Annotated in this window: 12 protein-coding genes; 11 read left to right on the top strand and 1 reads right to left on the bottom strand. The window is 65.6% G+C overall.

Annotated elements, in window-relative coordinates; all coding sequences use genetic code 11:
• Positions 1–4: 4 nt before the first annotated feature.
• The 6 genes from eutC to AC25M7_RS17985 all read left to right on the top strand — a co-directional run bounded on the left by eutC (position 5) and on the right by AC25M7_RS17985 (position 4,663).
• Positions 5–823, top strand: coding sequence for an ethanolamine ammonia-lyase subunit EutC (gene eutC / locus AC25M7_RS18010; RefSeq protein ID WP_028690318.1), 819 nt, complete (start codon positions 5–7; stop codon positions 821–823).
• A gap of 107 nt (positions 824–930) precedes the next feature.
• Positions 931–1,389, top strand: coding sequence for a GNAT family N-acetyltransferase (locus AC25M7_RS18005; protein ID WP_028690317.1), 459 nt, complete (start codon positions 931–933; stop codon positions 1,387–1,389).
• A gap of 289 nt (positions 1,390–1,678) precedes the next feature.
• Entirely contained in the window at positions 1,679–2,326 is a 648-nt protein-coding gene (locus tag AC25M7_RS18000; protein ID WP_028690316.1) for a DedA family protein, read from the top strand.
• A gap of 7 nt (positions 2,327–2,333) precedes the next feature.
• A complete protein-coding gene (locus AC25M7_RS17995; RefSeq protein WP_486971332.1) occupies positions 2,334–3,149 on the top strand; it encodes a M90 family metallopeptidase in 816 nt (271 codons plus the stop codon).
• A gap of 92 nt (positions 3,150–3,241) precedes the next feature.
• Complete coding sequence (ppa, locus tag AC25M7_RS17990) at positions 3,242–3,769, top strand: inorganic diphosphatase (protein ID WP_028690314.1); 528 nt, start codon at positions 3,242–3,244, stop codon at positions 3,767–3,769.
• A gap of 195 nt (positions 3,770–3,964) precedes the next feature.
• The gene (locus AC25M7_RS17985; RefSeq protein ID WP_069016297.1) at positions 3,965–4,663 is read left to right on the top strand and encodes a LexA family transcriptional regulator; all 699 of its coding nucleotides are present in this window, start codon (positions 3,965–3,967) and stop codon (positions 4,661–4,663) included.
• 248 nt (positions 4,664–4,911) lie between these two features.
• Here AC25M7_RS17985 and AC25M7_RS17980 read toward each other — a convergent pair whose 3' ends face one another.
• Positions 4,912–7,842, bottom strand: coding sequence for a TonB-dependent receptor (locus AC25M7_RS17980; RefSeq protein ID WP_486971331.1), 2,931 nt, complete (start codon positions 7,840–7,842; stop codon positions 4,912–4,914).
• 170 nt (positions 7,843–8,012) lie between these two features.
• Between AC25M7_RS17980 and AC25M7_RS17975 the strand changes: the two genes are divergently transcribed.
• From AC25M7_RS17975 to AC25M7_RS17955, 5 genes are all read left to right on the top strand, one after another.
• Positions 8,013–8,552 carry a sigma-70 family RNA polymerase sigma factor gene (locus AC25M7_RS17975; protein WP_486971330.1) on the top strand — a complete coding sequence of 180 codons (540 nt, stop codon included), beginning with the start codon at positions 8,013–8,015 and terminating at the stop codon, positions 8,550–8,552.
• Positions 8,545–9,477 carry a FecR family protein gene (locus AC25M7_RS17970; protein WP_486971329.1) on the top strand — a complete coding sequence of 311 codons (933 nt, stop codon included), beginning with the start codon at positions 8,545–8,547 and terminating at the stop codon, positions 9,475–9,477. The genes AC25M7_RS17975 and AC25M7_RS17970 overlap by 8 nt, the downstream gene beginning before the upstream one ends.
• Positions 9,478–9,593: 116 nt before the next feature.
• Positions 9,594–10,286 carry a response regulator transcription factor gene (locus AC25M7_RS17965; RefSeq protein ID WP_486971328.1) on the top strand — a complete coding sequence of 231 codons (693 nt, stop codon included), beginning with the start codon at positions 9,594–9,596 and terminating at the stop codon, positions 10,284–10,286.
• Positions 10,286–11,623 carry a HAMP domain-containing sensor histidine kinase gene (locus AC25M7_RS17960; RefSeq protein ID WP_288518809.1) on the top strand — a complete coding sequence of 446 codons (1,338 nt, stop codon included), beginning with the start codon at positions 10,286–10,288 and terminating at the stop codon, positions 11,621–11,623. The genes AC25M7_RS17965 and AC25M7_RS17960 overlap by 1 nt, the downstream gene beginning before the upstream one ends.
• An 83-nt stretch (positions 11,624–11,706) precedes the next feature.
• Complete coding sequence (locus AC25M7_RS17955; protein WP_486971327.1) at positions 11,707–13,935, top strand: TonB-dependent siderophore receptor; 2,229 nt, start codon at positions 11,707–11,709, stop codon at positions 13,933–13,935.
• The last annotated feature ends 38 nt before the right edge of the window (positions 13,936–13,973 follow it).

The following is a 13,973-nucleotide window of genomic DNA, read 5'->3' as shown; positions in this document are numbered from 1 at the left end:
GACCATGGACCGACACACCCCCACCCCAGAGAACCCCTGGCTGGCCCTGCGCAACCTCACCCCGGCGCGCATCGCCCTCGGCCGCACCGGCATCAGCCTGCCCACCGGCGCCCAGCTGGACTTCCAGTTCGCCCATGCCCAGGCCCGCGATGCCGTGCATCTGCCGTTCGACCATGTCGGCCTGCGCCAGCAACTCGGCGAGCGCGGCCGCGACAGCCTGCTGCTGCACAGCGCCGCCAGCGACCGCCACCAGTACCTGCAACGCCCGGATCTTGGCCGGCGCCTGCATGAAGACTCGGCCCAGCGCCTGCGCGAGCACGCCCAAGCCAACCCCGGCGGCGTCGACCTGGCGATCGTCGTCGCCGATGGGCTGTCGGCGCTGGCCGTGCACCGCCACACCCTGCCCTTCCTGAGCCGTTTCGAGGAGCAGGCCGCCGCCGATGGCTGGAGCAGCGCTCCGGTGATCCTGGTGGAGCAAGGCCGGGTCGCGGTGGCCGACGAAGTGGGCGAACTGCTTGGCGCGCGCATGACCGTCATGTTGATCGGCGAACGCCCAGGCCTGAGTTCACCCGACAGCCTGGGGCTGTACTTCACCTACGCGCCCAAGGTCGGCCTGACCGATGCCTACCGCAACTGCATCTCCAACGTGCGCCTGGAAGGGCTGAGCTACGGCCTGGCCGCCCACCGCCTGCTGTACCTGATGCGCGAGGCGTGCAGGCGTCAGCTGTCGGGGGTGAATCTGAAGGACGAAGCGGAGGTCCACAGCATCGACAGTGAAGAATCCGCCGGCAAAAACGGAAACTTCCTACTCGGCGAAGGGTAAAAAACATGTCACGGAAGGCGGATTGCGCTTCTAGCCTGCTTTAGGCAGCATGCCAGAGGACGCTGCAGGCAATCCGCCGTATCCCCAATGGACTCAGAGGCCCGCCCATGCGCATCATCCAGGCAACCTTGGAACACCTCGACCTGCTCACCCCTTTGTTCGTGAAATACCGCGAGTTCTATGGGCAACTGCCTTACCCGGACAGTTCGCGGGCCTTTCTCGAGAAGCGCCTCAAGCGCAAGGAGTCGATCATCTACCTGGCGCTGCCGGATGACGGCGACGACCGCCTGCTGGGCTTCTGCCAGCTGTATCCGAGCTTCTCCTCGCTGTCGCTCAAGCGCGTGTGGATCCTCAACGACATCTACGTGGCCGAGGACTCACGCCGCATGCTGGTCGCCGACAACCTGATGCGCGAGGCCAAGAAGATGGCCAAGCAATCCAACGCCGTGCGCATGCGCGTGTCCACCAGCAGCGACAACGAGGTGGCGCGCAAGACCTATGAATCCATGGGCTTTCGCAAGGACACCGAGTTCGAGAACTACATCCTGCCGATCAGTCAGGATTGATGCCTGGCGCTCTTGTGCTCGCTGTGGGAGCGGTCGTGTGTCGCGATGGGTCGCGACACACGACCGCTCCTAAAGGAACCGCGTTACAGCAAACGCTCCCCCACGACGCCCAGTGACTCTGTCGTAACGCTCCGCTACAAACTCTCCGGGCACAATCCGGACTTCGCCGTATAATCCCCCTCCTGTCATGTGCGAAAAGTTACCCGCCTAGCCGGTAAACCGTCCCCAACCATGGCACTGTCCGTCATCGCGCGCCCGTAGAAGCGGGTCAAGAACACAGGTGCTGTACATGGATTTCAACCCGCTGGACCTCATCCTGCATCTCGATGCCTACCTCGACCTGCTGGTCAACAACTACGGTCCCTGGATCTACGCCATCCTTTTCGCCGTGATCTTCTGCGAGACCGGCCTGGTGGTCATGCCGTTCCTGCCGGGCGACTCGCTGCTGTTCATCGCCGGCGCCGTGGCCGCCGGTGGCGGCATGGATCCGGTGCTGCTGGCCGGCCTGCTGATGGCCGCGGCGATCCTCGGCGACAGCACCAACTACGTGATCGGGCGCACCGCAGGCGAACGCCTGTTCCGCAACCCCAACTCGAAGATCTTCCGCCGGGACTACCTGCAGCGCACCCACGAGTTCTACGAACGCCACGGCGGCAAGACCGTCACCCTGGCGCGCTTCCTGCCGATCCTGCGCACGTTCGCGCCGTTCGTCGCCGGCATCGCCCACATGCACTACCCGCGTTTCCTGGCGTTCAGCGTGGCCGGCTCGCTGCTATGGGTCGGCGGCCTGGTGACCCTGGGCTACTTCTTCGGCAACGTGCCGTTCATCAAGCAGCACCTGTCGCTGATGGTGGTCGGCATCATCATCCTGTCGCTGGTGCCGATGATCCTCGGCCTGCTGCGCGGTCGCTTCGGCCGCACGGCCAAGGCCCACTGACCGGCGCATGTGGTCGTTCAGCGCCTGGCGCCGCCGGCGCACCCTGGCCCGCTATCCAGTCGATCCGCACATGTGGCAGGTGATCCGCGATCGCCTGCCGCTGCTGGACGGCATCAGCGACGATGAAGACCGCTGGCTGCGTGAAGCCAGCGTGCTGTTCCTGCACGACAAACACCTGACCACCCTGCCGGGCGTCGAGCTGGACGACGAGCAGCGCCTGTTCCTCGCCGCCCAGGCCCAGCTGCCGCTGCTGCACCTGGGCGAGTTGAACTGGTACCAGGGCTTCCACGAGATCATCCTCTACCCCGACGATTTCAAGAGCCCCCAGCGCCATCGCGACGCCAGCGGCGTCGAACATGTCTGGGACGCCGAGCACAGCGGCGAGGCCTGGCAGCAGGGCCCGGTGATCCTGGCCTGGCCCGGCGTGCTGGCCAGCGGCGGCTGGGAAGCCTACAACCTGGTGATCCACGAACTGGCGCACAAGCTGGACATGCTCAACGGCGATGCCAACGGCCTGCCGCCGCTGCACCACGGCATGCGTGTCGAAGACTGGGCCCAGGCCATGCAACAGGCCTATGACGCGATGAATCGCCAGCTCGATGCCGACCCGGACGCCGAAACGGCCATCGACCCCTACGCCGCGGAAAACCCGGCCGAATTCTTCGCCGTTACCAGCGAATACTTCTTCAGCGCCCCCGACCTGCTGCACCAGGCCTGGCCGCAGGTCTACCAGCAGCTGACGCTGTTCTACCGCCAGGACCCGCTCGAGCGCCTGACGCGCATGCAGGCCGAACACCCGGACTACCGGGAACGCCACGCCTGAACGCCCGCACATCAGGCCGGGCGTGGCACCCACCGTGGGAATATGCCTATAATCGCCGCCACTTTTTTGATCAAACACGGGGGCATTGCCCAATGAGCTACAGCAAGATTCCAGCCGGCAAAGACCTGCCGAACGACATCTACGTCGCCATCGAAATCCCGGCCAACCACGCGCCGATCAAGTACGAGATCGACAAGGACAGCGATGCCCTGTTCGTCGACCGTTTCATGGCCACCCCGATGTTCTACCCGGCCAACTACGGCTACATCCCCAACACCCTGGCCGACGACGGTGATCCGCTGGACGTGCTGGTCGTGACCCCGTACCCAGTCGCTCCAGGCTCGGTGATCCGCGCCCGTCCGGTCGGCGTGCTGAACATGACCGACGACGGCGGCGGCGACGCCAAGGTCATCGCCGTACCGCACGACAAGCTGAGCCAGCTGTACGTCGACGTGAAGGAATACACCGACCTGCCAGCCCTGCTGATCCAGCAGATCGAACACTTCTTCGCGAACTACAAGGATCTCGAGAAGGGCAAGTGGGTCAAGATCGAAGGTTGGGAAGGCGCCGACGCCGCCCGCGCCGCGATCACCAAATCGGTCGCTGCCTACAAGGGCTGAGCCTGAAACACGAAAAGCCCTGCTTCTGCAGGGTTTTTTGTGGGCGCTCGCCAAGAGCATCAACCATCACCCAGACATAAAGCGAAACTTCTCACCTAGTCCTAGGCACCACCCTACAAACCGCCATTTTTCCTACAAACTCCCTCGACATCGGGTTGATTTCCACACCGTTCGAGGGCCTATAGACTCGGCACCATGAAAACATCCGGTGACCGTCTCAAAGCCCTCCTGCTGGAGTGCAACCTGACCCCCTCCGACTTTGCCGCACAGCGCAAAGTTACACCGCAACACGTCAACAACTGGTTCAAGCGCGGTGTGCCCCAGGCCCGGCTCGATGAAATCGCCGACCTGTTTTGCGTACGCAGGCGCTGGCTGCGCAGTGGCGAGGGAGCGAAACATCCGACGCCACTGGCCCCCGCATCACCGGCAACGCCAAACCTGGCCCTGCCGCCGCCGCTGCAAGCCCTTGACACAGATCTGCTCCACCTGCCATTGCACCAGGTACGGGAAGGCAAACTGATAGCCGTGCCAGGGCACTACCAGCCAATACCCCGGCGAGCCCTGGAGTGCGTGCAGGTCAGCGCCGAAATGGCCATCTGCCTCGGCATGCCGGGCAACAACATGACACCGCTGCTGCCCCAGGGCGCCCTGTTGGCCATCGACCGCGACTGCACCCGGGTGGTCGACGGCGAATGCTACGCCCTGCTGCACAACGGTCGCCTGCGGGTACAGCACCTCACCCTTGGCCACAACGGCACGCTGTGCCTGCACAGCCATGACCGCCTCAACCACCCCAGCGAACGCTATACGGCCTATCAGCGCCGGGTGCAGAACGTGGAAATCCTCGGCTGGGTGTTCTGGTGGTCAAGCCTGCGCCCGGCACGCCCCGCCTGAAGCACCTCACTTTTTGCTGGGCATGTGTCGCACACACGGGTATGCTACGCCGCACATCACGCCCCCTGATGGTGTAAGCCGCATTCCAGAGGGCCTGGCGACGCCTCACACAGCCGTCCGCCATCTTTTTCAGGCCATGTTGCCAACCGTTTAAGGCGGTTGCGGCTTATCAAAAATGAGCCAAGACCGTCCCCGAGAAGCCGGCCACAAGCCGGCTTTTTAATGCCTGCCGAGCAGCTGCGCGCCCCTCAGAAACGCGCCACCATCCCCACCCGCCAGGTCCGCCCCGGTGCAGGCATGAAGCTCTGCGCCAGCGGGTCCAGGTAGTAACGATCCGTCAGGTTCTGCACCGACACATTCAGCTCGGTGTGCTCCAGCAGCTTGTACTTGAGGAACAGGTCGAACAACGCCACCGAGCGGTAGTCGATCTGCGGCGTGGTCGCGCCGGTCTGCCAGGGCTTATCCATCTGCGCGGTGGGCCCCGAGCTGTAGGTCATGCGCCCGCCCACGGTCAGTGCCTCGTCGAAGAAACGCATCCCGCCGAGCAGGTTGGCCGAGAAGCGCGGCGGGTTCTGGGTGTTGGTGTACGAACCCATGTAGCTGCCCGACGTGCAGTCCGGGGTGTCGTGGGTGCGCTGATACCGATTGGCGCTGGCGCGTAGCTTGGCGGCGAAGGCCGCGTCGCAGGTCTCGGTCATCAGGTAGTAGGTGGCCGAAAGGTCGGCGAACACGCGCCCGGCATCGTAGTGCGACTGCAGTTCCAGGCCACGGGTATGGAAGCTGTCGGTGTTGCTGAAGGTCATCTGGCCCCACAGGCCTGGGCTCGGGTCGTAGTAACGAGTGATGTAGTTCTTGATGTCGTTGTCGAACCAGGCCAGCTTGGCCGACGCCTCGTCGCCGGCGATCAGCAGGTCGCTGCGCAAGGCGCTCACCCCCACTTCCCAGCTGCGCGAGCGCTCGGGCTTGAGGTGCTTGCCCGGGGTGACCTGCTGGGTGCCCTGGCTGGTCTCGAACAGCGACGGCAGGCGCAGGCCTTCTGTGTAGGAGGCATAGACGAAGGTGTCCGGGAGGAACTCGACATTGATACCGAAGGCCGGTGCGAAGCCACCGCCGCGGCTTTTGCCCTGCGGGGTGTAGTCGTAGCCGGTGACCACGTTGCTGATGCCTTCGGGGTGGACCTCCACGTTGGTCGCGCCGGACTCGTTGAACGGCACGCCATTGAACGGCTCGTTGCTGTTCTCGAAGACGATGCCGTTGTTCAGGCGTGGATCGGTGGCGTCGGTGTACTGGCCGTTCTGGTCGGGGAACCACATCATGCTGCCCCAGTGCCCCGGGCTGCTGGCGGTGATCCAGCGCATTTCCCGCTCCTCGCGGCGCGCCTCGGCCAGCACGGTGTTGTCCTTGGTCTGGTAGTGGGCATAGCGACCGCCGCCCCACAGCGTCAGCGTTTCAGTGGGCTTGAATTCCAGGTTGCCGTTGAAGCTGAACTCCTGGCGCGACGCGTCACGCAGCATGCGGTTGGCGTTGATGTCATGCTGGGTGGAGACCACGCTCTTCTGCGGCTGCAGGTCTTCGAGCTGGAAGGCACCGCCCAGGTCGAGCTTGAAATCGCCATGGGCCGTGGTGAAGCGCGAAACGTTGTTCAGGTCGCCGCCGATGCGGCGATTGTCCTGGCGGGACCAGGCGCGGTCGGTACGGTACAGCTGCGACTTGGGCGCCATCCAGGCCGCGCTCAAGGTACTGGTCTTCGAGTCGGTCAGCCACAGCCTGCTGGTGAGGTCTACCCACGGATTGCCTTCGGGCAGGTAATGATAGCGGGCGGTGTAGGTGTCGATCCGGATTTCGCTGGTGGGGTACTGGTAGATGCCGGCGGTACCGTAGCGGAAGATGTCCGACGGCATGATCTCGCCCATGTGTCCGTCGAACCGGCGGTAGCCCAGGTCCAGGGTATGGTCGTCGGCCAGCCGCCAAGTGGTCTTGAGCAGGTAGGAGTCGGTCTCGGACGACGAATTGAGCACCTCCTCGCCGGCGTTGTAGGTGTTGGCGACGCTCGGCTGTTCGTCACCGTCGCGGTCGTAGAGCCGGTAGCGGTCCTGGCCCTTCTTGCCGGAAAAGTAGTTGCCCTGGTTGCGGTGCGCATAGGCCGCCACCAGGTCGAAGCGTTCATGGGAGTAGCCGAAGGCGGCGCTGCCGGACTCGGCCTTGGAGCCGAACAGGCTGCCGCGTTGGTCGCGCGGTACCGCGCTCAGGTCCTCGTCCCTGGCGTTGCGGTTGCGGTGCTCGGGCTCCACGCCGTTGTTCCACAAGTTGCCGGTCAGGCGCACGCCGACATCCTTGCCATCGACCAGGATGTCCTCGACGCCGATGGTCTTCATCTCCACAGAGCCGCCGATCGCTCCCGAGCGGGTGCTGGGGCCCTTGTTCACGGTGACGCTGCTGATCAGGTCGGGGTCGATGTAGCTGCGCTGCTGGGTACCGCCGTAGCCCCGGTAGACATCCACCGCCTGCTCCGAGCCATCGACCCTGACCGCCACCCGGCTCTGCCCCTGGATGCCGCGGATGTTGACGTCCAGCGCGCCACCGTTGCGGCTGTCGCCCACCTGCACGCCGGCCACGCCCTTGAGCATGTCGCCCACCGAAACGGTGCTAAAGCGGTCGAGGTCTTCGCGCGACAGGTGCACCGTAGAGCGCGGCGCGCGGTAGGTGTCGCGCTGCGGGTCAACCAGCTCGCTGGCCGCGACCATGGTCGGCGTCAATTCCGTCGCTGTCGCCGATGCCTGGGCCTGTGGGATGAGGATGTACGCGCCCCGCGCGTTCGGCAGCAGTTGCAGGCCGCTGTTGGCCAGCAGCCGCCGGCCCCCTTCCTGCACGGTATAGCGCCCCTTGAGCGCCGGAGCCGCGCGGCCGCGGGTCAGCTCGGGGTCATAGGACAACAGCAGGCCCGATTGGCTGGCGAACACGCCCAGCGCGGTGCCCAGCGGCCCCTGGGCGATGTCGTAGTCGCGCGGCGTGGCATCGTCGAGCCGGGTGGACGCCACGGCCGGGGACTCGGCGGCCTGGGCCAGGGTCGAAGCCGTGCCCATCAGGCAGCCGAGCATCGCGCAACGCACGGCGAAGCTGATCGGGGACAAGTGTTGCGAAGGACGCGAAACAGGGGAAAGCCGACGAATTGCGGGCATGCTTTTCTCGCTCGTGAGGTCAGTGCCCGGCACTCGATGCGGGCTTGCACCCCTTCTGTCGCATGACGGCGAAAAAGGTATATGCGTGCGATTCGCATTTTCACTTGATCTTGTGATTTAACCAAATCTAGTGATAATTGTTTGCATTTGCGCCCTGACGCCTCCCAGCCATGACCCTTTTCAAGTCCCCGCCGCGGCACGCCAAGCACTGCGCCGTCACCACGCTGTATATCGAGCACCACGCCTGGTTGCGCGGCTGGCTGGCGTACCGGTTGCGCTCCTGGGGGCGCGGCGTGGCCGACGATCTGGCCCAGGACATCTTCGTGCGCTTGCTCGCCAGCCGCGACAGCAACCAGCCCGACACCCTGCGCCAGCCGCGCGCCTACCTGACACGCATCGCCAACTGCGTGCTGGTCAGCTGGCGCCGCCGCCATTCGCTGGAGCAGGCCTGGCTCGAAGCGCTGGCGCTGGTGCCCGAGGCGCTGCAGCCGTCGCCCGAGCAGCAGAGCGTCATCCTCGAGACCCTGCATGAGATCGACGCGGTGCTCGACAGCCTGCGCCCACGGGTCAGGCAGGCGTTCCTGATGGCCAGCCTGGACGGCATGAAACAGAAAGACATTGCCCAGGCCCTGAACATCGCGCTGCCAACGGTGAAGAAGTACATCCACGAGGGCTACATGGCCTGCCTGAGCCAGATGCCCGATGAGTGACCAACCCGCCATTGCCCAGGCCGTGCTCGCCAAGGCCGCCGCCTGGCTGCTGCTGATGCAGGAAGGCCCGCTGACGCCAGCGCAACAGCTCGAGCTGGAACGCTGGCGGCGCCGCGACCCGGACCACGAACGCGCCTGGAAGCGCGCCGAGCGCCTGCTGACGCGCCTCGGCACCCTGCCACCGACCCTTGCCCGGCAGACACTCGTTCGCCCGCAGGACAGCAGCCGTCGCACCGTGCTGCGTGGCCTGCTGGTGCTGATCGGCGCGGCCCCGCTGGGCTGGTGGGTATGGCGGCAGACCCAGGAGGGTATCGACTACCAGACCGCAGTGGGCGAGCGCCGCGAACTGCTGCTGAGCGATGGCACCCAGGTCACTCTAAACAGCCACAGCGAGCTGCGAGTGGCGTATTCGGCCGAGGAGCGCCTGCTGCACCTGCGCCGTGGCGAGGCGTACATCGTCACCGCCGCGGACCCGTCGCGGCCGTTGCAGGTGCGGAGCGAACATGGCCTGATGCAGGCGCTGGGCACCCGCTTCAGCGTGCGCCAACGCCCTCGCGAGACTCAGCTCGCGGTCTATGAAGGCGCCGTGCGCGTCACCCCCGAGGCCGGCAGTGCCACCGTCATCCACGCAGGCTCGCAGGTGCGCTTCGACCGCGACCGGCTCGGCCTGGTGGAAATCGCCCGCGACACCAAGCTGGCCTGGCGCAATGGCTTGCTGGTGGTCGACGACATGCCGCTGTTGCAGTGGGCCCAGGAATTGATGCGCTACAGCGACCAGCGTCTGGTCTGCGACCCGGCCGTGGCCGAGTTGCGGGTCTCCGGCAGCTTCCCGGTCGATGACCTGCCTCTGGCCTTGGCCATGCTGAGCGAGAGCCATGGCCTGCGCGCGCGCGGCGAAGCTGGCGGGATGTTCATCAGTCGCTGAAACAGGGGCCAAAGGCCTCAACCACGCGACGAAATGCCAGCATCCGGCCATTGCCCCGGCACCATCGCCAATGGGATGATTCGTATTTGCAACTAATTCTCATCAAGGTCATGCCCGTGCCCCCCAAGCTCCTCCTCGCCGAAGACGACCCGCGCCTGCGCCAGGACCTGGAACAGCACTTCATGCGCCGTGGCTTCAGCGTCCGGACCTGCGAGAACGGCACCCAGGCATTGAACACGATGCAGCAGGCCCCCTTCGACCTGCTACTGCTGGACATCATGCTTCCCGGCATCGATGGCCTGAGCCTGCTCGACGAGCTGCGCCGGCACCAGGCGGTACCGGTAATGCTGATGTCGGCCCTGGGCGCCGAGCAGGACCGCATCAGCGGCTTCACCCGCGGCGCCGACGACTACCTGCCCAAGCCCTTCAGCCTGGCCGAACTGGATGCCCGGATCGATGCGCTGCTGCGCCGGGTGGCGCTGGACCGGTGCCCGTCCATGCCACGCAATGCCTGCACGCTGACCTTCGATACCGCCAACCATGATGTCGCCCAGCATGGCCAGAGTGCCGGGCTGACCGGTTCCGAATACCGCTTGCTGGTGACCCTGCAAGCCCATCCCGGCGAGGCGCTGAGCAAGGCATTTCTGTACCAGAGCGTCCTGCACCGGGCCTATACCCGCCTCGACCGCGGCCTGGATGTGCATGTGTGCAACCTGCGCCGCAAGCTCGCCGCCATCGGCGCCAGCCACCTGGAAATCCAGGCCGTGCGCGGCCAGGGCTATATCCTGGTCGATGCGGGCAACACCTGATGCGCCGTCATCCGCTGCTGTGGAAACTGGCGCTGTTGCAGGTGTGCTTCTGCCTGCTGCTGACCTGGCTGATCTGGACCTGGGGCCTGTCGGTCGAACGCAGCACCTACTTCCTGGCCCCCGCCGACCGGGTGTTCCTCGCCGGCTTCGCCGAACAGGCCGAGCAGGCCTGGCGCGCGGAAGGTGCCGATGGCGTGGAACGCTTGCGCCGTCGGCTCGAAGCCGATGAGAACACCTGGGTCGCCATCATCGGCCCTCATCTGCAAAGCCTAGGCACTACCGCGCTGAGCGCCGATGAAGCCAGCCGCCTGACCTTCATGCGCAAACTCGACTGGCCGATGAGCCGGCGCCTGCAGGACGAGCTGCCATACGTGAGCATTGCCTTCCCCGAACACCCCGAGGACGGCCGCCTGGTCATCCAGCTCCCCGAACACCTGCTACCCACCGGCCTGACACCCTGGACCCACGTAGTCACCCACGGCGTGGCCCCCGCCCTGCTCGCCCTGTTGCTGGGCCTGGCGCTGTACCGCCATCTGGTCGTGCCACTCAATCGCCTTCGCGACCGCGCCGACGCCCTGCGGGCTGATGACCTGGATGGCCCCAGGCTGCCCCTGCAGGAACGCCGCGACGAACTGGGCGAGCTGGCCCAGGCCTTCGAGCACATGGCCGTGCGCCTGCGCAAAAGCCTCGACCAGCAACGCCTGCTGCTACGTACCCTGTCCCATGAACTGCGCACGCCGCTGGCGCGCCTGCGCATCGCCCACGACAGCGAATTGCCGGAGGAGCAACTGCGACAGCGCCTGGACCGCGAGGTGGACGACATGCAGAAACTGCTGGAGGACACCCTCGATCTGGCCTGGCTGGACACCGAGCAACCGCAACTGGCGACCGAGCCGGTACTGGTGCTCTCGGTCTGGGAGGCGCTGGTCCAGGACAGCTGCTTCGAAAGCGGCTGGCCGGTCGAACGGCTGCCCTGCTCACTCGGCCTCGACTGCCAGGTGCAGGCGCACCTGGACAGCCTGGCCCAGGCCTTGGAAAACCTGCTGCGCAACGCAATCCGCCATTCGCCCGCCATTGGCCGGGTCGGCCTGGACGGTTGGCGCGAGGGCGCCTTCTGGCACCTGTGCCTGCGCGACCAAGGGCCCGGAGTACCAGAGGATGAACTCGAGCAGATCTTCCAGCCCTACCGCCGCCTGCCCGGCAGCGGCGCCGGCTTCGGCCTGGGCCTGGCCATCGCCCGGCGCGCCATCGAGCTGCAGGGCGGGCGCCTGTGGGCGAGCAATGGGCATCCTGGCCTGTGCCTGCACCTACTGTTGCCGGCAAGCGAAAGTGTTTAGAAAGTTAATGCGCTTTACTCTCAAATACGATTTATTAGCATCTGTGATTTCTTGAATTCAGCCCGCCGTGCCGGAGATCACACATGTCGCCCCGCCCGCTTCCTCTCGCCCCCTTCCTGCTGCTGTCCAGCTGCCTGCTGAGCAGCGCCGTGCAGGCCGCCAACCAGCCAGAACCGATCGTGCTGGAAAGCCAGAACGTAGTGGCCACCGCCCTGGAGGAGACCAAGCAGGCGCCGGGTGTGTCGGTCATCACCGCCGAGGACATCCAGAAACGCCCACCGGCCAACGACCTGTCGCAGATCATCCGCACCATGCCGGGGGTCAACCTGACCGGCAACTCCACCAGCGGCCAGCGCGGCAACAACCGGCAGATCGATATCCGCGGCATGGGGCCGGAGAACACCCTGATCCTGGTCGACGGCAAGCCGGTCAGCAGCCGCAGCTCGGTGCGCTACGGCTGGCGCGGCGAACGCGACTCGCGCGGCGACACCAACTGGGTGCCGGCCGACCAGGTCGAGCGCATCGAGGTGATCCGCGGCCCGGCGGCGGCACGCTACGGCTCCGGCGCCATGGGCGGGGTGATCAACATCATCACCAAGCAACCGACGGGCGAACCCCACGGCAACATGACCGTGTACCAGAACTTCCCGCAGCACGGTGACGAAGGCGCCACCAAACGCGTGAGCTTCGGCCTCAACGGCCCACTGACCGACACCCTGAGCTACCGCGTCTACGGCAACGTGGCCAAGACCGACGCGGACGACTGGGACATCAACGCCGGCCACCAGTCAGCGCGCACCGGCACACAGGCCGGGACCTTGCCCGCCGGCCGCGAAGGCGTGCGCAACAAGGACCTCAACGGCCTGCTGAGCTGGCGCCTGACGCCGGAGCAGACCCTGGAGCTCGAAGCCGGCTTCAGCCGCCAGGGCAACCTGTACGCGGGCGATACGCAGAACACCAACTCCAACGCCAACGTCAAAAGCATGCTTGGCAAGGAGACCAACATTCTTTACCGCGAGAACTTCGCCATCACCCACCGTGGCGATTGGGACTTCGGCAGCAGCATGGCCTTCCTGCAATACGAGAAGACCCGCAACCAGCGCATCAACGAAGGCCTGGCCGGCGGCACCGAAGGCATCTTCAGCAACACCGACTTCTACACATCGACGCTGCGCGACCTGACCGCCCACGGTGAGCTCAACCTGCCACTGCACGCCTGGCGCGACCAGACCCTGACCCTGGGCAGCGAGTGGAGCCAGCAGAAACTGGACGACCCCAGCGCCAACACCCAGACCACCAGCGAAGGCGGCAGCGTGCCCGGCCTGGCCAGCAGCGGCCGCAGCACCAGCAGCCAGGCGCAGATCTTCTCGCTGTTCGCCGAGGACAACATCGAACTGCTGCCCGGCACCATGCTCACTCCGGCGCTGCGCTTCGATCACCACAGCATCGTCGGCGACAACTGGAGCCCGTCGCTCAATCTGTCCCATGCGCTGAGCGACACCCTGACGCTCAAGGCCGGCATCGCCCGCGCCTACAAGGCGCCGAACCTGTACCAGCTCAACCCCGACTACCTGCTCTACAGCCGTGGCCAGGGCTGCTACGGGCAGAGCACCAGCTGCTACCTGCAGGGCAACGCGCACCTGGAAGCCGAGACCAGCGTCAACAAGGAACTGGGCATCGAGTTCCAGGACAACGGCTGGGTCGCCGGCCTGACGTACTTTCGCAACGACTACAAGAACAAGATCGACTCTGGCCTGAGCGGCATCGGACAGGCATCCGGCGGCGTCGGCGCCAACGCCAACGCCACCCTCTACCAGTGGGAGAACATCCCCAAGGCGTTGGTCGAGGGCCTCGAGGGTACCCTGACCATCCCGCTGAGCGAACAGCTGAAGTGGAGCAACAACTTCACCTACATGCTGCAGTCGAAGAACAAGACCACCGGTGAGACCCTGTCGGTGACCCCGGCCTACACCCTCAATTCGATGCTCGACTGGCAAGCCGCCGATGAACTGTCGCTGCAGCTGAGCGTGGCCTGGTACGGCAAGCAGACACCGAAGAAGTACGACTACCAGGGCAAGCGGGTCACCGGCACCGCCAACGACCAGGTGGCCCCTTACGCCCTGGTCGGCGCCAGCGGCACCTATGCGCTCACTAAAAACCTGAGCGTGACCGCCGGCATCGACAACCTGTTCGACAAACGCCTGTACCGGGCCGGCAACGCCCAAGCGGTGAACGGTATCGAGGGCGCGGGCGCGGCCACCTACAACGAACCCGGGCGCACCTTCTACACCAGCCTGACCGCCTCCTTCTGAACACGTGCCGCCGTTGCATCCGACGATGCCGCGGCGGC

Source organism: Pseudomonas sp. P106(2024) (assembly GCF_057480815.1).
This window is presented reverse-complemented; position numbering and strand designations above follow the sequence as displayed.